This is a genomic window from Brevibacillus sp. B_LB10_24, assembly GCF_046036945.1.
Taxonomy (GTDB): Bacteria; Bacillota; Bacilli; order Brevibacillales; family Brevibacillaceae; genus Brevibacillus_C.
In genome coordinates this window covers 90,201-107,023 of the sequence record NZ_JBJQOQ010000006.1, presented here as the reverse complement: position 1 = coordinate 107,023, position 16,823 = coordinate 90,201, and the positions used below count along the sequence as shown (strand labels likewise).

Here is a 16,823-nt window from a genome sequence, read left to right as displayed (position 1 = left end):
TTAATCCTCCTCTGCCAAAATGCCATAAGGGCTGCCCTGCAGCATTTCGGTAATATACCAGCCTTCCTTGCCGTCTACGGTGAGCTTTTCGACGACGAATTTTTCCATGGCAGTCGTGTACGGCTGCCCCGCCGAGGTGATTTCCGGAAAGCTTACCGTGTATTCAACCGCTGTGTCGCTTCGCTGCTGTTCGGCTTCCACAGTGATCGCACCCACCCACGGGCTGGAGAAGCCGGTGACCCAGAAGGTATCGCGAAGCCGGGCGTCTGCCTGCTTTCGAAGCTCCGGAGACAGTGCCGCGTATTGCAAGGCAGCACTTCGGGTCTGCTCGCCGCGTCCCCACAATTTCATCGCGGCTTGCGGAGAGTCAGGGATCAGCGCATCTTCGATCGTCTTGATTTGCTGTTCAATCTCTGCTTGATTCAGTGCCTTGATGGTTAATTTGTTCGCTGCTTGATCGTATTGGACTTCGGTTTTGAACAAAGCTTCGATCCAATCCATCGGCACGTAGATATGGTCATTGATGGTCTCGGCGTTGTAGATGAGACTAGGCGAGTTGTTGATGGTGATCGTCATCCCGCGGCCGGAATTGGGCACTTCCGGGTTTAGCTGCAATTCCCTTCTGGGGAACTGCGGCAAGGAGATGCTCTTTGCTTTTTCCGGCAGGGGCCACATCTGGGCTTCCCTTTCTGCTGAACGCGGCTGAAGGCCGTTATAGACAAAGGAATCCAGCTTCAACTTCTGATAATAAGCCTCATTCGTCGTGATAGTGACGGTTTGGGTCGCCTCATCCCATTGGATCGAACGCGCTCCCAGCTGTTCAGCGGCCCAGCGGATGGGGACCATAACTTGTCCGTTGGCCAGATGAATTCCCGGCGGGGTAGGGACGATCGATTGGCCCACTTGTACGGTCACGGTATCAGACGGGGCAGCGGCCAATACGGGTGCGCAGGTTAGCGACAACGACAGGGCGAGACAGGACAATAGCAATTGACTCTTGTTCATCTGATTTGGCACCTCTCTTACGTTTCTACCTATAACGACGCTCCCTTTGGCCCTGGCGTTTCTGGAAACTTCTAGACTAGACTACAATCCTCTCTGCTGGTTACAATGAGAGATGTCGTATGACCAACGAAGAGGCGGGGTGCAAATGAAATGATCAAACAAATTGCGACGGTAGCTGTCTATGTAGAAGATCAGCAGAAGGCACTGGAGTTTTGGACCCAGAAGGCAGGCTTTGAAGTGTATGCCAATCATCCGATGGGACCGGCCGCCAACTGGATCGAGGTTGGTCCCAAGGGGGCTGGGTCTCGTCTGGTCCTGTACCCGCGGGCGATGATGAAAAATTGGCAGGAGCAGAAGGCATCGATCGTGTTTGAATGCGACGACATTCACCAGACATATGAGCGAATGTCGGCTAACGGTGTGACCTTTTCGCAAACGCCAAACCAAATGTCGTGGGGAACCTATGCGACGTTTGAAGATGTGGACGGCAACCAGTTTTTGTTGAAGGGATAAAGGGAAGGAGCGCTCTGCAGCGCTCCTTTTGCCATTTCTGGCAACGGCTCTACTTTCCGCTGCTTACGAGCAAACGCAGCCCGGAGATAAAGCGGTCTACCTCTTCATCCGAATTGTAGGGAGCAAGTCCGGCGCGAATCCAGCCGCTGGGGTTGATCCCCAGCTTGTCAGCCAGCGTAGAGGCGTAGAAATCCCCGTCCGCGATAAAGACGGCGTGGTCTTCGGCCATCCGCAGGCAGACCTCCTGGGGGCTCCAGCCCTCGATGCGAAAAGCGATTGTCGGGGTTTTCGCTACGGAAGCGTCAGCCTCGTACAAGGTGACGCCGTCCATCTCCGCCAGCGCCGACCGGAGTCTGGCCGCCAGGCGGTTTTCATGCTCTTCCAGCCGCTCAAATCCGGAGATGATCCGTTCCCTGCGGCTGGCGCCCGATCCCAGGCTTGCGATGAAGTCAATGGCGGGACGGATGCCGGCGATCCCCTCGTGGTTTTGCGTTCCAGTCTCCAGCTTATCCGGCAGGTACCCGGGGGCGGGAGCCAGTTTATACGGCTGAAGCTGCTCAAACAGCCCCTCGCGGATGACGGTAATCCCGACGTGCGGACCGAAGAATTTATAGGCGGAGCACGTCAGGATATCGGCGCCGATCTGGTCGCGATCGATGGCGAAGTGGGGAGCTGCATGTACGGCATCTACTGCGACCAGGGCACCTGCCTGTCTGGCGTGGCGGGCGATGCGCTCGACGTCATTGATCGTTCCGACGGCATTGGAGGCGAGGCCCACCGCGACCAGACGGGTGTTCGGCGTGATGATCGAATCCAGTTCATCCAGATCAAGCGTCAGCCGCTCTGGATCCACTTTCAGCCAGCGGACAGTCATGTTCCGGTCCGCAGCGACCGCCAGCCACGGATCGACGTTCCCGCGGTGGTCCAACTCGGTCACGACGAGCTCGTCGCCTGCTCTCCAATCCCGGCCCAGCGCCCGGGCAATGGCGAATGTAAGCGTCGTCATATTGGCCCCGAACGCGACTTCCTGGGGCCTCGCGCCAAACAGATCGGCGACGGCTTCCCGCGCTTCGGCGATGATCGCCTCGGTCTCGCGGCTGGTGGGGAAGGAGCCGTGCAGATTGGCTCCGCCGTTTGCCATATAGGATGCAATCTCTTCAATCGCGGATTTAACCGTCTGTGAGCCGCCCGGTCCGTCGAAATAAGCCACCGGCTTGCCGTTATACGTGCGGTTCAGGGCGGGAAACTGCTCCCGGACTTCTTGAATGGGGAAAGAATGTGCCAGTTTTGTCATGTTTGGTTTCTCCTTTCGTTCATCGCTCACTTGATGAACTTTCTACCTATTCCTATTCTCTTTTTAGGCTGATAATCCTTGTGAATATTCTAACCCTTCTGAAATAAGTCACTGATAATGAACATATATATACCATCAAAAACAGGAGGGATCGAATTGAAACACGGGTTACAGTCGCCAGCATTTTGTAAGGGCTTTCCTGACGAAAGAAAAACGCGAAGAAAATGGAGGGGGGCATCGGCAATCATCAGTGCGCTGATGGCCTCTGCGCTCATCCTGTCCCCTTCGATGCCGTCTTTCGCGGCGGCATCTGCAGAGGTTACAGGCTTTTCCAAAGACAGGGCGGATTGGCAGCGCGAGTTTGAGCAGACTTTCGCGGACAAGGTGAGCGCGGATTCGGTCGGGGCTTTTTCAAAAGGGCTCAGCCAGCGCCCGCAAATGGTAGGAACGGCCGGCAATGCCGCGGCGCTGGAGTACGCCGTCGGCCAATTGCAAAAAGCGGGACTCAAGCCGGAAGTGAAGACGTACGACGTTTACATGTCAATCCCGAAAAAGATCGCCGTAGCGGAAACATATCCCGAAAAACGCGACCTGCAGGTAATGGAGAATCGCCCTCCAGGAACACCTTACGCAAATGAGGCCGTTCCGGGCTACAATGCTTACTCGCCTGCGGGCACCGTGGAAGCCGAACTCGTCTACGCCAACTACGGAAGGCCGGAGGATTTCGCCGAGCTTGAGCGCCAGGGTGTATCGGTTGCGGGAAAAATCGTGATTACGCGATACGGGCAAAACTTCCGTGGGGTCAAGCCGGAACAAGCGGCCAAACGCGGCGCGATCGGCATGTTGATTTACAGCGACCCTGCTGATGACGGTTACATAAAGGGAGCTGTCTATCCGGACGGGCCATGGAGACCGGACGATGCGATCCAGCGCGGCAGCATCCTGTACATTTTCGACTACCCGGGCGACCCGTTGACGCCGGGTGAGCCGTCTACACCGGACACCAAGCGGATCGACCCGTCCGAGGCCTCATCCTTGCCGACCATTCCCACAACGCCGCTATCGTATGGAGAGGCGCGCAAGCTGCTCGAATCGATGCAAGGAGACGAGGCTCCAGCGGCATGGCAGGGTGGACTGCCCTTCACCTATAAGCTGGGACCTGGTCCGACAAAAGTCCGGATCTCCCTGGACATCGATTATCAGCGCGTCCCGGTAAACGACATAGTCGTCCGGATTCCCGGGGCGAAGTATCCTGATCAAACCGTGTTGATCGGAGCCCACCGCGACACTTGGGTATACGGATCGACTGACAACACGTCTGGCTGGAGCACGACGATGGAGATTGCTCGCGTTTTGGGCGAGATGTATCAGAGTGGCTGGAGGCCTGACCGGACAATTGTTCTGGCAGGATGGGACGGGGAAGAATACGGCCTGTTAGGTTCCACCGAGTGGGTGGAGGAGCATCGCGCAGAACTTGCCGAAAATGCCGTCGCCTATATCAACATGGACAGCATCGGCGGCCAGTTTTTCGGGGCTTCGGCAGTACCTTCGCTAAAGCAGCTTGTGTACGAGGTAACCAAGGAAGTGACCGAGCCAAGAAGCGATATGAGCATTTTTGACGACTGGTATATCAGATCAGGACGCAAAGCCCCGACCCTTGGAGATTTGGGAAGCGGCTCGGACTATACCCCCTTTATTCAACATGTAGGTGTGCCCTCGCTCGATATGGGATTCGGTTCGTCAGGGGGCCTTTATCACAGTGCCTATGACAATGTGGATGCTTTGACCCGTTTTGCGGATCCAGGCTATGAGCACCATAAGGCGGGCGCTCAACTGATCGGGATTACCGCCTTGCGCCTGGCAAATGCCGACGTGCTGCCGTTCAGCTATTCCGACTATGCGGTAGATGTGATGAGCCGGCTGGAGAGTCTCGCCAAGGAAGGCACACTGGGTGTCGATCTGGCTCCCGCCATCGCCCAGGCCAAAGAGTGGCAGTCGGCAGCGGCGGCCCTGGAACAGAGAGCCCGGCAATTGCTGTCCGATGGCGTCAGCGAGGCTGACCGCAAAGAGCTGGAGAAGATCAATGAGGCCATGCTGAAGCAAGAGCGCGATCTGATTCGAGAGGAAGGATTGACTGGCCGTCCCTGGTACAAACACCAGATCTGGGCTCCCGGCCGGACGACAGGTTACGCAGCACAGCCTTTGCCCGCTTTGGCGGAAGCCTTGCAAGCCGGCGATAAAGCGGCTATGCAAAAGGCGGCAGACCAATTAAAAGAGGTTCTGGCAAAAGCTGCGAACACCGCCCGCTCGGCAAAAGAATGAGAAGACGGAAATACCTCTGTTCCAAAAGAGTATTGACAAAGTGCAGAAAGATTCGCTAGTATTGAAATACTTAAACTGAATAGCAAACTTCTTATCAAGAGAGGCGGAGGGACTGGCCCGATGATGCCCGGCAACCAATCACCCAACAGTGGGGAGATACGGTGCCAATTCCTGCAGAGCGTAAAAAGCTCTGAGAGATGAGAAGGATTTGCTTACGGCAACGTATCCAAAGCCTTCTTCGCTCTGACGAAAGAAGGTTTTTTTCATTGGGAGAGACGGGGTCAAATAACAGGAGGGACATACGGAGATGAACATGGAAACCAGACTGGTTCAAATCGGAGTAGGCAGGGAGGAGACGACAGGGGCGATCAGCTATCCCGTATTCAACGCGACGGCTTACCGGCACCCGGCGCCGGGGGAGAGCACCGGCTTTGACTATACGCGGACGGCAAATCCGACGCGCACTGTCCTGGAAGAAGCCGCTGCCGATCTGGAAGGAGGAGACGCCGGGTTCGCCTGCGCTTCCGGGATGGCGGCGATCCAGACGCTGATGGGGCTGTTTTCCCAAGGGGAACACCTCGTCGTCTCGCTTGATTTGTACGGAGGTACATATCGCTTGTTCGAACAAATTCTCACCCGCTTCGGAGTTTCCTTCACCTATGCCGACATGCGGGATATCGAACAGGTGAGACTGGCGATCCGCCCTGAGACGAAAGCCGTTTTTGTCGAGACTCCGACCAATCCGCTGATGCAGGTGGCCGACCTGGCCGCGATCGCCCGGGTGGCGAAGGAGCATCAGCTGCTCACCATCGTGGACAACACGTTTATGACTCCGTATTTTCAGCGCCCGTTGGAACTGGGGGCGGATGTGATCGTCCACAGCGCCACCAAGTACCTGGGCGGACACAATGACGTACTGGCAGGGCTGATCGTTACAAAAGGGCAGGAATTGTCGGAAAAGGTCCGGTTCCTGCACAACTCGATAGGCGCCGTGTTGGGACCCCAGGACTGCTGGCTGCTGATCCGCGGGTTAAAGACACTGGCTTTGCGGATGGAACGGCATCAGGCGAACGCCCTGTCGGTTGCCCGGTTTCTGCAGAACCACCCGGGCATCAGCGAAGTGTTTTATCCGGGGCTGCCTGATCACCCCAGCTATGAGGTGCAGCTGCGGCAGGCGAGCGGTTTTAGCGGCATGGTCTCATTTCGCGTCAAGCACGCGGCACAGGTACCTGAGTTTTTGCGCAGTTTGAAGCTGATCTCGTTTGCGGAAAGCCTGGGCGGAGTGGAGTCGCTCTGTACCTACCCGGCAACCCAGACGCACGCCGATATCCCCGAAGAGGTCCGTGAAAAAGTGGGTGTCTGCGACCGGCTGCTGCGGTTGTCGGTAGGGATTGAGCATCCGGATGACCTGACGGAGGACCTGGCGCAGGCGCTGGAGGCTTCGATTGTGAAAGGGGGAGTTCGGGCATGAATTTTGCGACAAGACTGCTGCACGGAACCAATGCGATCGATCAGGAGACTGGGGCATCCAGCATCCCGATTTACCAGGCGTCCACATTCCACCAGACCGACATCGACCAGATGGGCAGGTATGATTACGGGCGCTCCGGCAACCCGACCCGGCAGGCGCTTGAAGAGGCCATCGCCCACCTGGAAGGCGGCGCCAGGGGCTTCGCCTTCGCGTCAGGCATGGCTGCGATCTCCAGTGTCTTCCTGCTGTTTTCTGCGGGGGATCACCTGCTGGTCGCGGAAGACGTCTACGGCGGAACGTACCGCATATTGTCCCGCGTCTTGTCCCGGCTCGGCATCGAGGTGAGCTTCGTCGATACGACAGATCCCGAACGGGTGGCCGCGGGGATCAGGCCCAATACGCGTGCGCTCTACCTGGAGACGCCCTCCAATCCGACGTTAAAAGTGACCGACCTGGCGCTAATGACTGAGCTGGCCCGGCAGCACGGACTGCTGACGATCGTCGACAACACGTTCCTCACCCCGTATTACCAGCGCCCGCTGGAATTGGGGGCGGATATCGTCATCCACAGTGCGACCAAGTTTCTCGGCGGCCACAGTGACGTCGTCGCGGGACTGGCGGTGACCAGGGACGAAGAGTTGGGGGAGCAGCTTTACGCGATTCAAAACGGATTCGGAGCCATTCTCGGCGTACAGGACTGCTGGCTGGTCATGCGCGGCCTCAAGACGCTGAAGACCCGGCTTGACGCCAGCACCCAAAGCGCGGGAAAACTGGCAGTGTGGCTGGACCGGCATCCCGTAGTAGAGCGGGTCTACTACACCGGGCTGCCCGATCATCCCGGGCACGAGCTGCAGTCCCGGCAGGCTTCAGGGCACGGCGCCGTCCTCTCCTTTGACGTAGGCAGCCGGCAAAACGCCAAAGCGCTGTTTGACGCCGCCCGGCTGCCGCTGGTCGCCGTCAGCTTGGGTGCGGTCGAGAGCATTCTCTCCTATCCGGCGCTGATGTCCCACGCAGCCATGCCGCATGAGGAACGGCTCCACCGCGGCATCACCGACGGTCTGATTCGCCTCTCGGTAGGGCTGGAGGATACCGACGACCTGATCGCGGATTTGCAGCAGGCGCTTGACACTTGTGCCCACCCCGCCGCAGCCAAGCGCTGATTGCAAAGGAGCTTTGCCTCGCCGCAGCGGGATCCGATCTGAGGTGCGAATTAGATAACGGACAAAAAAGACGTAAGAGCTGAACACAGTTCTTGCGTCTTTTTCGTACCGAATTCAATGCAGATATGGGGATCACGAACATAGAAAAGTCAGGTTCTTCTCCGTCAGTCAACGGGGCGGCGCGGCTTCATGTCCTTAAGCCGGATACTTTCATGAAGATAAGAACATTCTTATGTATACTTAATCATAACCGAAACGAATAGTAAGAGCTAAAGGAGAGCCATACGTAATGAAAGCTGACCATATAAAATTCCCGCCGGGATTTTGGGCGGGATTACAACAAGTAGGGATTGCCCCACACGATGTAGCTCGCAAAGCGGGGCTGCCGCTCACCATTATTACAGAACAAGCTGCAGTTACCGCCGCTCAATATTTCAGAATCTGGCAGGCATACTCCGATCTCGTTGGTGACACTGCCATCGGAATCATCAATCTTGTAACCGTCTTTGAAACGGCACAATACCCACCGACCGTCTTAGCGACCTACCATGCTCGTGACTATCGTGACGCCCTTAACCGAATGGCCCGGTACAAACAACTGTGCCCTCCGGAAAGCTTGCGTATAACCGAGGAGGGCGAATGCTGTACAATTGAATTGGAATGGATGCACGGCGAGCAACCCGGACCGCCCGTGCTGGTTGGAACCACGCTGGCCTTTCTTCTAGAGCTTGGGCGACGGGGAACAGGCCAGCCTTTAACTGCACGTTCCGTGGAATTTTCTCACTCAATGGGCGACCTTGGTGCCCTTGAAGCTTACTTCGGGTGCCCGATCCTAATAGGTGGGACCGATAACCGATTGACGCTGCATCGAAGTGATCTGGACCGCCCCTTTCTTTCGTATAACAAAGAGTTGCTAGAGATCCTGACTCCCGCATTGGACCAATCATTGGATGAACAGCGCAGCCGTTCCATCTCCGAGATGGTCAAGTGGATCTTGAAGCGCAGCCTATCCGGAGGGCGCCTTGACATTCGGGCTGTGGCGAGCGAGCTCTCCATGAGCGATCGAACCTTGCAGCGTCGCCTTACTGACGAAGGTACAACTTTCAAGCAGCTGTTGACAGAGGCTCGGCATGAACAGGCACGAGAATACTTGGCAGACCCTAAGCTCGATATAAAAGAAGTGGCTTTCTTAATTGGATATGAAGACCAGAACTCGTTTTACCGCGCCTTTCGCCTTTGGGAAGGCGTTACTCCTTCAAATTGGCGTTCCGAATATAGAGGGGCAAACCCGCCGTCATAGAATCCCCAACCTAACCGTTCTGCGCAGGGCCAGCATTTTCCGGGTTTCATGATTTGGCGGGCTAAACAAGAAATTTGGCGTTGTACGCTAGTTACGCAAGCGATCCAGACGAAGTAATATAATCTCTATCCGATAGCACAAGGATGTTCCAAGAATAACTTCTAATCAGCTTGCCGTGCATGACAACAAAGGAGGCATATGCTATGGATATGGGATTAAGGAACAAAACAGCTTTAGTAACCGGATCGACGAAAGGTATAGGGAAAGCAATTGCCATCGAACTTGCCAGAGAAGGTGTCAACGTCCTCATTAATGGACGGAATCATGCAGAGGTAGAACGAACCGTAAATGAACTGAAGTCGGAGTTCCCGGATACCTCTCCTCAGAATGCTGCAGCCGATATTGTGGATAGGCAGCAAAGAGAAGCTTTATTTGGGAAATATCCCCATGTCGATATTCTGGTTAACAATATGGGTATTTATGAAATCATGTCGTATGAGGACGTTGACGACGAAGTTTGGGAAAAATACTTCCGAACGAATGTCCTTGCCGCTAATGGATTATCGAAATTTTATTTGCCTAAAATGCTGAAAAACAATTTTGGACGAATCATCTTTATTGCAAGTGAAGAAGCCATTATGCCTTCAGGGCAAATGCCTCAGTATTGTATGACCAAATCTATGTTATTATCACTGTCAAAAAGCTTATCTAAACTTACGATAGGAACGGAAGTCACATCGAATACGATCATGCCGGGACCAACACTTTCCGAAAATGTATATCAAATCATTGAAAGTATGTTTCCTGATGATATGGCATTTTCGGAAAAAGAGAAAAAATTTATGGCTGCAAACCTGCCCCAATCCGAAATACAGCGGTTTATCAAGCCTTTTGAAATAGGCAGGCTGGCTGCATTCGTATGCAGCCCTTATGCATCCGCATTTAAAGGTTCTCCAATCCGTATGGACGGGGGCATGGTGCCTACAATTTTTTAACATAAATTTGAATACGCACAGACACAACAGCGGCAGTCTAGGACCTTATATTCTCTTCCTAGTCAGCCGCTGTTGTTTTTCTTGATTCCGATCAACCTAAAACGAATGTCCTGAACGGAACACCTATTGCAAGTCCGCCCGACCTGAGCAGAGCAGCTCCAAAAGTGCAGCATTCCCCTTGCTTTCGGCGATCGTTAAAGCGGTTTCGCCCTTGTCGTTCGCAAGACGCGGATCGGCGCCATGGCCCATCAGCAGCCCCGCGGTTTGCCGGTCCTCGTTTATGACGGCTTCGTGAAGCGGGGTGTATCCGCCTTGCTGTTTCGCATTTACTTCGGCCCCGGATGCCAGCAGCAGCTCGGCCAGTTTGTACGGAGATTTTCCAGCCACGGCCGCATGCAGCGGGATGTTGTTCAGGGAATTGCGCGAGCGGATGTTGACGTCGGCACCGCATGAGAGCAGGTGACGGGCGATGAGAGCGTTGCCAAAGTGGGCGGCGAGATGGAGCGGAGTCCAGCCGTCATGGCTGAAGCTGTCGAGCAGTTCGGGTGCTGTTTCCAGGTGGCGTTCCACGATCTCCAGATCGCCGACTGCAGCCGCTTCATGAATGTTCATGGCCACACCGTTGTAGCGCAGGTAATCCACTACGAGGCGAACACCGTGGTAGACCGCAGTCAATAAGAGAGTATCGCCGTTTTCCGCTACTGCTTGCTTCAGTTCGGGATCGAGGCGAATCAACGACTCGACCTTTTCAACGTCTCCTGCTTTTACCGCTGTAAAGATTTCCTCTCTTGCGTTCATGTGATCCTCCTTTGCAACCAGCAACCATTTTCTAAGTTTTTCGTATTTTATGGATTCAGCAGTGCGCTTCCATTTTCCTGCCGGGCAAGGCATGCCGGCCCAAAAGGTTTTTAGGCTTACATCCGCATGGATTTCGGACAACTAGGCGGGTATCCATCCGGCCTCTCTTTACATAAGATGGGAAGCGAAGTGAGCAGGAAAGGAGAGACAGCGCAGGTGAAGAAGTGGACCGAGGAGGAGATTTTGCTTTGGGCCTACCGTCTGGAGGGAAGAGAGCCGCAAGAGATTCTGCGGTGGATGGTAAAAGAATTTGGCGAGGACGTCATTCTCGCCTCCAGCTTTGGTGCAGAAGATGTCGTATTGATTGACATGCTGCAGAAAATATCTCCCAAAGTGCCCATTTTTTATTTGGATACAAACAAGCACTTTCGCGAGACGTACGAAACGCGCGACCGTCTGCAAAAAAGGTATAATACCACCTTTATTCAGGTGCTGCCCGAGCTGACATTGGAACAGCAGAAAGAAGAACACGGCGATAAACTTTGGGAAAAGAACCCCAATCTTTGCTGTGAAATACGCAAAGTGCGGCCGCTCAGCCGGATTTTGTCACGATACAAGGCGTGGATTACCGGGATTCGCCGCGACCAGGCACCGACTCGTGCGCATGCAAAAAAACTGGAATGGGACGACAAGTTCCAGCTTGTCAAGTGCAATCCGCTCGCCTCCTGGAAAAGCGAAGATGTCTGGTCCTATATTCGCGCCCATGACATACCGTACAACCCGCTGCACGACCGCGGCTATCCCAGCATTGGCTGCGAGGTCTGCACGCGTCCGGTGGGGCCGGGAGAAGATCCACGGGCAGGTCGCTGGGCGGGATTTGACAAGACGGAATGCGGACTTCACAAGTAATGGGGAAGGGAGAGATTCGATGAGGCGGGAAAGTGTGCCCCACGGGGGAACGCTGGTCAACCGAATGGTGACAGGAAGTGACCTGGAAGTGCTGCGGAGGGAGAGCAAGGGTTTTCGATTCATGACGGTCGACACCTGGGTGCTGTCGGATATCGACTGCATCGCAATGGGCGCGTTTTCGCCATTGAAGGGTTTTCTTACGGAGGCAGACTATCTGACTGTGCTGGAAAACATGCGCCTGGAAAGCGGTGCGGTCTGGACGATCCCGGTCACGCTGGCCGCGGACGAGAGCTGGCGGGATGTGGCTATTGGCGAAAAAGTCCTGCTGCGCGGACAGGATGGCGCTGATTACGCGGTGCTGACCGTGGAGAGCAAATACACGCCAGACAAGCGAACAGAAGCCCTCCACGTCTACCGGACGACGGATGCCGGGCACCCCGGGGTAAAAAAGCTGTATGAACGTCCGCCGCTGTATCTGGGCGGCCCGATCGACGTCCTGCAGCGTCCGCGTCCGCAGGTGTTCCCGGAGTACTATTTTACACCGGAAGAGACGCGAACTATCTTCAGACAGAAGGGCTGGAAGACGGTGGTTGGGTTTCAGACCCGCAATCCCGTTCACCGTGCTCACGAGTACATTCAGAAAGTGGCGCTGGAAACCGTCGACGGCCTGTTTCTCAACCCCCTGGTGGGCGAGACAAAAGCTGACGATATACCGGCAAAAGTGCGCATGCAAAGCTACTTGACGCTCTTGGAAAACTACTACCCGAAAGACCGCGTCTTTCTCGGGGCGTTTCCCGCCGCCATGCGGTATGCCGGTCCGCGCGAAGCGGTTTTTCATGCGATGGTGCGGAAAAACTACGGCTGCACCCACTTTATCGTCGGCAGGGATCACGCAGGAGTGGGCGATTACTACGGAACGTATGACGCTCAGCACATATTCTCCGAATTCACTCCGGACGAATTGGGCATTCACCTGCTGTTCTTCGAGCACAGCTTCTACTGCCGCAAGTGTCAGGGGATGGCCACAACCAAGACCTGTCCCCACGATCCCGGCAGCCGGCTCGCTCTATCCGGCACGAAAGTGCGTCAAATGCTTGGCAGCGGCGAGGTGCCCCCGCAGGAATTTACCCGCCCGGAAGTGGCGCAGGTGTTGATCGCCGGCCTTCAGGAAAAAACTGCCTCTCGGCTGTGACCGTCCCGTCCCTCTCTTCCCGTCAAGAGGGGGCAGGCGGGGATTTTTTTGTGTATCCGCTTACATGAAGAGAGGCCTAACATCTCCTGATTATGACTGAACAATCGTTCGGGAGAAAGTTTGAAAAACTTCGGCCAACTGCATTGACACCGTATTTTTACACGGATATAATCAGACATAACATTTATTTTCTGACAACAATGAAAGATGTAAAATCTTTTCCGAATGAATAAAGGCAGTGATGAGGATAACGTTGTTCGCCTCTTCTTCCACAGAGAGCCCGGGGGGATGAGAACCGGGTAAGAACGCGTCCAACCGCTCACCTCTGAGCCGCCTGCTGAAATCCGGCCCTCCGGAGAGTAGGTAAGGCCGTTTGACAAACGTTAACGTGTCGCAGTCCGATAACTAGACTGCATAAGGTCGGCCGTTGCAAAACGCCGATAAATTTTGGGTGGTACCGCGGAACCCTTTCGCCCCAATCAGACATGTACATCGTGTCGGGGTGGAAGGGTTTTACTTTTTTATACGGAGATGGAGGAGGAGAAAACGATGAGTGTAAATGCCGCCGAACTAACGAAGCTTCGGAGTGTGCCAAATATCGGATTCGGCGAAGAGATGACAGGTGCGGAGGCTTTGCTGCGGTGTCTGTTGCTGGAGAACGTAGAGGTGATCTTTGGTTACCCTGGCGGAGCAGTGCTGCCGATCTACGACTCCCTCTACAGCAGTTTTCTCAAACACGTCTTGACGCGCCACGAGCAGGGTGCGATTCATGCCGCTGACGGCTATGCCCGCGCCACCGGCAAGCCGGGTGTCTGCATCGCCACTTCCGGACCGGGGGCGACCAACCTGGTCACAGGGATCGCGACGGCGCAGATGGACTCGATTCCGCTGGTCTGCATCACCGGAAACGTAGCCCAGCAATTGATCGGTACAGATGCGTTCCAGGAGGCGAACATCACCGGGATCACGCTGCCGATTACCAAACACAATTACTTCGTGCGCGACGTCCGGGATCTGCCGCGCATCGTCAAAGAAGCGTTCTATATCGCGACGACCGGACGCCCGGGACCTGTCCTGATCGACATCCCGAAAGACGTAGCCAATGCCAAAGCGCCGTTTGCTTATCCGGACAGCGTGGAGATTCGCGGCTATCGCGATACGGTAGTCCCGAGCGATGAGGAAGTGCAAGAGTTTGTGGGCGCGATTTCGGCCGCGAAAAAACCGGTTATCCTGGCTGGCGGCGGAATTCTCTCCGCCAGTGCGGAAGAAGAACTACTCGCTTTTGCGGAAAAAACCCGAATCCCGGTCATCAACACCTTTATGGGACTGGGCGGATTTCCGGGCACCCACGAACTGGCGCTCGGCATGCCGGGGATGCACGGCAGCTATACGGCAAACCAGGCCCTGCTCAACGCCGACTGCATCATCGGGCTCGGCGCCCGCTTTGACGACCGGATCACGATGGGGCGGACGAAAGAGTTTGGCCCCAACGCCAAGATCGTCCACGTTGACATCGACCCGGCGGAGCTGGGCAAAAACGTGGAGACGGCGGTTACTGTAGTGGGCGATGCGAAGAGCACGCTGCAAAAGGCTTTGCCGTTGGCGAAAGCCTGCGACACCGCTGATTGGATCGCCCAGCTGGGGCAGTGGCAGCAGGCGCATCCGTACAGCTACAAAAAAGACAGCGATGCCCTGAAGCCGCAGGAAGTGATCGAAATGCTGTACGAAACGACAAACGGCGAAGCGATCGTGACCACCGACGTCGGCCAGCACCAGATGTGGACAGCGCAGTACTACAAGTTTAAAAATACGCGTTCCTTCATCTCCTCGGGCGGACTGGGCACGATGGGATTCGGCTTTCCGGCGGCGGTCGGGGCACAGTTTGCCAACCCGGACCGAACTGTCATCGCCGTGGTAGGGGACGGCGGCTTCCAGATGACCAATCAGGAACTGGCCATCCTGGTCCAGTACAAACTGCCGGTTAAAATCGTCATCTTGAACAACCAATGCCTCGGCATGGTGCGTCAATGGCAGGAATTGTTCTACGACAACCGCTACAGCCAGATCGATCTGACCTGCAGTCCCGACTTTGTCAAGCTGGCAGAGGCCTTTGGAATCAGAGGGATGCGGGCGGCGACAACAGCGGAAGCGAAAGCAGTATGGGCGGAAGCGCTCGCCTACGACGGCCCGGTCGTCATCGACTTCCGCGTCGAACCGGAAGAAAACGTCTATCCGATGGTCGCAGCGGGAGACACACTGGATCAAATGGTATTGGGGGAAGAGTAGATGGAACAACATACGATTGCCGTCCTTGTCAATGACCACCCCGGCGTGTTGACGCGAGTCGCCAACCTGTTCAGCCAGCGAGGCTGCAATATCAACAGCATTACCGTAGGAGCTTCGGAGGAGCCGGGACTGTCCCGGATGATCATTACCTCCAGCGGAGACGATCAACGCATCGGCCAATTGATGAAGCAGCTGAACAAGCTGATCGATGTCATCTCAGTCACGATACTCAGCAAAGATCCGATGGTAACGCGCGAACTGGCGCTGATCAAGGTGGATGCCGGCCCTGCACAACGGGCCGAGATCAACGGGATCGTCGAACCGTTCCGGGCATCGGTGGTGGACATCGGCCCTACGTCGCTGATCATCCAGGCGACTGGCGATATTGACAAAATTGATGCACTTTTAGCACTGCTTGAGCCGTACGGCATTCGCGAGCTGACCCGGACCGGGTTAATGGCTATGGCGCGAAGTGTCGTCGATCAACCTTCATATATGTAAGAAAAAACTTAACCGGTTTGCGAAACAAGGGAGGAAATGAAAATGGTAAAAATGTACTACGAATCTGATGTTAACAAGGCGGCACTGCAAAACAAAACGATCGCAGTGATCGGTTACGGTAGCCAAGGCCATGCCCAAGCGCAAAATCTTCGCGACAGCGGATGCCGCGTCATCATCGGCCTGCGTCAAGGTAAATCCTGGAACCAGGCAGCGGAAGACGGATTTGAAGTCTTTACCGTAGCAGAAGCGACAAAACAGGCTGACCTCATCATGATCCTCATGCCAGACGAGCGTCAGGCACAAGTTTATAATGAAGAAATCGCACCGAACCTCAAATCCGGAGCAGCCCTGTTCTTCTCCCACGGCTTTAACATCCACTTCGGCCAAATCGTTCCGCCGGCAGATGTAGATGTCGTGATGGTCGCACCGAAAAGCCCGGGTCACCTCGTTCGCCGCACCTATACCGAAGGCTTCGGTACTCCCGGCCTGCTTGCCGTCTATCAAGATACGACCGGCAAAGCACATGAACTGGGACTCGCATACGCCAGCGGCATCGGCTGCACCCGTGCAGGTGTCATCGAGACCAGCTTCCGCGAAGAGACAGAAACCGACCTGTTCGGTGAGCAGGCAGTTCTCTGCGGCGGTGTGACTGAGCTTGTCAAAGCCGGTTTCGACACGCTGGTGGAAGCAGGTTATGAGCCGGAAATCGCTTACTTCGAGTGCTTGCACGAGTTGAAACTGATCGTCGACCTGATGTATGAAGGCGGTATGGCCCGGATGCGCTACTCGATCAGCGACACGGCTGAATACGGCGACTACAGCACAGGACGCCGCATCATCACGGAAGAGACTCGCAAAGAGATGAAAAAAGTGCTGGCTGAGATCCAAGATGGAACCTTCGCCCGCAATTGGATCCTGGAAAATCAGGCAAATCGCCCTGGCTTTAACGCTCGCCGCCGCATCGAGGCAGAACACGGCATCGAAAAGGTAGGTTCCAAGCTCCGCGATATGATGGCTTGGATCAACAAAGACAAGTAATCACCCGAAAAAAGGAACAACAGTAAATTAACGGAGGAG

The 16,823-nt window shown here is 55.3% G+C and carries 14 protein-coding genes and 1 riboswitch; of the genes, 11 read left to right on the top strand and 3 right to left on the bottom strand.

Annotation, left to right across the window (positions count from 1 at the left end; genetic code table 11):
• Positions 1-1,005, bottom strand: coding sequence for a copper amine oxidase N-terminal domain-containing protein (locus ACI7RC_RS08140; protein WP_408107739.1), 1,005 nt, complete (start codon positions 1,003-1,005; stop codon positions 1-3).
• 150 nt (positions 1,006-1,155) lie between these two features.
• Here ACI7RC_RS08140 and ACI7RC_RS08135 point away from each other — a divergent pair, with 150 nt between their 5' ends.
• A complete protein-coding gene (locus ACI7RC_RS08135) occupies positions 1,156-1,518 on the top strand; it encodes a VOC family protein (RefSeq protein ID WP_408107738.1) in 363 nt (120 codons plus the stop codon).
• 49 nt (positions 1,519-1,567) lie between these two features.
• Here the strand turns inward: ACI7RC_RS08135 and ACI7RC_RS08130 are convergent, their stop codons facing one another.
• Entirely contained in the window at positions 1,568-2,812 is a 1,245-nt protein-coding gene (locus ACI7RC_RS08130) for a cysteine desulfurase-like protein (protein WP_408107737.1), read from the bottom strand.
• Between the two features lie 156 nt (positions 2,813-2,968).
• Here ACI7RC_RS08130 and ACI7RC_RS08125 point away from each other — a divergent pair, with 156 nt between their 5' ends.
• The 5 genes from ACI7RC_RS08125 to ACI7RC_RS08105 all read left to right on the top strand — a co-directional run bounded on the left by ACI7RC_RS08125 (position 2,969) and on the right by ACI7RC_RS08105 (position 10,060).
• On the top strand, positions 2,969-5,134 hold the full coding sequence (locus ACI7RC_RS08125; RefSeq protein ID WP_408107736.1) for a M28 family metallopeptidase: 2,166 nt from the start codon (positions 2,969-2,971) through the stop codon (positions 5,132-5,134).
• A gap of 88 nt (positions 5,135-5,222) precedes the next feature.
• A riboswitch (SAM riboswitch) is annotated at positions 5,223-5,338 on the top strand.
• A gap of 103 nt (positions 5,339-5,441) precedes the next feature.
• On the top strand, positions 5,442-6,605 hold the full coding sequence (locus tag ACI7RC_RS08120; RefSeq protein ID WP_408107735.1) for an aminotransferase class I/II-fold pyridoxal phosphate-dependent enzyme: 1,164 nt from the start codon (positions 5,442-5,444) through the stop codon (positions 6,603-6,605).
• Positions 6,602-7,765, top strand: a complete 1,164-nt coding sequence (locus tag ACI7RC_RS08115) for an aminotransferase class I/II-fold pyridoxal phosphate-dependent enzyme (RefSeq protein ID WP_408107734.1) — start codon at positions 6,602-6,604, stop codon at positions 7,763-7,765. The genes ACI7RC_RS08120 and ACI7RC_RS08115 overlap by 4 nt, the downstream gene beginning before the upstream one ends.
• Positions 7,766-8,054: 289 nt before the next feature.
• On the top strand, positions 8,055-9,065 hold the full coding sequence (locus ACI7RC_RS08110; RefSeq protein ID WP_408107733.1) for a helix-turn-helix transcriptional regulator: 1,011 nt from the start codon (positions 8,055-8,057) through the stop codon (positions 9,063-9,065).
• Between the two features lie 203 nt (positions 9,066-9,268).
• Positions 9,269-10,060, top strand: coding sequence for an SDR family NAD(P)-dependent oxidoreductase (locus ACI7RC_RS08105; protein WP_408107732.1), 792 nt, complete (start codon positions 9,269-9,271; stop codon positions 10,058-10,060).
• A gap of 123 nt (positions 10,061-10,183) precedes the next feature.
• On the opposite strand, the gene ACI7RC_RS08100 is transcribed toward ACI7RC_RS08105, so the two are convergent.
• A complete protein-coding gene (locus ACI7RC_RS08100) occupies positions 10,184-10,858 on the bottom strand; it encodes an ankyrin repeat domain-containing protein (protein ID WP_408107731.1) in 675 nt (224 codons plus the stop codon).
• A gap of 177 nt (positions 10,859-11,035) precedes the next feature.
• Between ACI7RC_RS08100 and ACI7RC_RS08095 the strand changes: the two genes are divergently transcribed.
• From ACI7RC_RS08095 to ilvC, 5 genes are all read left to right on the top strand, one after another.
• Positions 11,036-11,767, top strand: coding sequence for a phosphoadenylyl-sulfate reductase (locus tag ACI7RC_RS08095; RefSeq protein ID WP_408107827.1), 732 nt, complete (start codon positions 11,036-11,038; stop codon positions 11,765-11,767).
• Between the two features lie 19 nt (positions 11,768-11,786).
• The gene (gene sat, locus ACI7RC_RS08090) at positions 11,787-12,959 is read left to right on the top strand and encodes a sulfate adenylyltransferase (RefSeq protein ID WP_408107730.1); all 1,173 of its coding nucleotides are present in this window, start codon (positions 11,787-11,789) and stop codon (positions 12,957-12,959) included.
• Positions 12,960-13,508: 549 nt separating this feature from the next.
• Complete coding sequence (gene ilvB, locus ACI7RC_RS08085) at positions 13,509-15,245, top strand: biosynthetic-type acetolactate synthase large subunit (protein ID WP_408107729.1); 1,737 nt, start codon at positions 13,509-13,511, stop codon at positions 15,243-15,245.
• Positions 15,246-15,746, top strand: a complete 501-nt coding sequence (ilvN, locus tag ACI7RC_RS08080; RefSeq protein WP_408107728.1) for an acetolactate synthase small subunit — start codon at positions 15,246-15,248, stop codon at positions 15,744-15,746. It begins immediately after the preceding gene.
• A 42-nt stretch (positions 15,747-15,788) separates the two neighbouring features.
• On the top strand, positions 15,789-16,784 hold the full coding sequence (gene ilvC, locus ACI7RC_RS08075; RefSeq protein ID WP_408107727.1) for a ketol-acid reductoisomerase: 996 nt from the start codon (positions 15,789-15,791) through the stop codon (positions 16,782-16,784).
• The last annotated feature ends 39 nt before the right edge of the window (positions 16,785-16,823 follow it).

Bases quoted from the DNA above. Each gene is read 5' to 3' on its own strand.
- ACI7RC_RS08135 (WP_408107738.1), top strand. From the start codon at position 1,156: ATGATCAAACAAATTGCGACGGTAGCTGTCTATGTAGAAGATCAGCAG.
- ACI7RC_RS08140 (WP_408107739.1), bottom strand. From the start codon at position 1,005: ATGAACAAGAGTCAATTGCTATTGTCCTGTCTCGCCCTGTCGTTGTCG.
- ACI7RC_RS08115 (WP_408107734.1), top strand. From the start codon at position 6,602: ATGAATTTTGCGACAAGACTGCTGCACGGAACCAATGCGATCGATCAG.
- ACI7RC_RS08120 (WP_408107735.1), top strand. From the start codon at position 5,442: ATGAACATGGAAACCAGACTGGTTCAAATCGGAGTAGGCAGGGAGGAG.
- ACI7RC_RS08100 (WP_408107731.1), bottom strand. From the start codon at position 10,858: ATGAACGCAAGAGAGGAAATCTTTACAGCGGTAAAAGCAGGAGACGTT.
- ACI7RC_RS08095 (WP_408107827.1), top strand. From the start codon at position 11,036: ATGGGAAGCGAAGTGAGCAGGAAAGGAGAGACAGCGCAGGTGAAGAAG.
- ilvC (WP_408107727.1), top strand. From the start codon at position 15,789: ATGGTAAAAATGTACTACGAATCTGATGTTAACAAGGCGGCACTGCAA.
- ACI7RC_RS08110 (WP_408107733.1), top strand. From the start codon at position 8,055: ATGAAAGCTGACCATATAAAATTCCCGCCGGGATTTTGGGCGGGATTA.
- ilvN (WP_408107728.1), top strand. From the start codon at position 15,246: ATGGAACAACATACGATTGCCGTCCTTGTCAATGACCACCCCGGCGTG.
- sat (WP_408107730.1), top strand. From the start codon at position 11,787: ATGAGGCGGGAAAGTGTGCCCCACGGGGGAACGCTGGTCAACCGAATG.
- ACI7RC_RS08105 (WP_408107732.1), top strand. From the start codon at position 9,269: ATGGATATGGGATTAAGGAACAAAACAGCTTTAGTAACCGGATCGACG.
- ilvB (WP_408107729.1), top strand. From the start codon at position 13,509: ATGAGTGTAAATGCCGCCGAACTAACGAAGCTTCGGAGTGTGCCAAAT.
- ACI7RC_RS08130 (WP_408107737.1), bottom strand. From the start codon at position 2,812: ATGACAAAACTGGCACATTCTTTCCCCATTCAAGAAGTCCGGGAGCAG.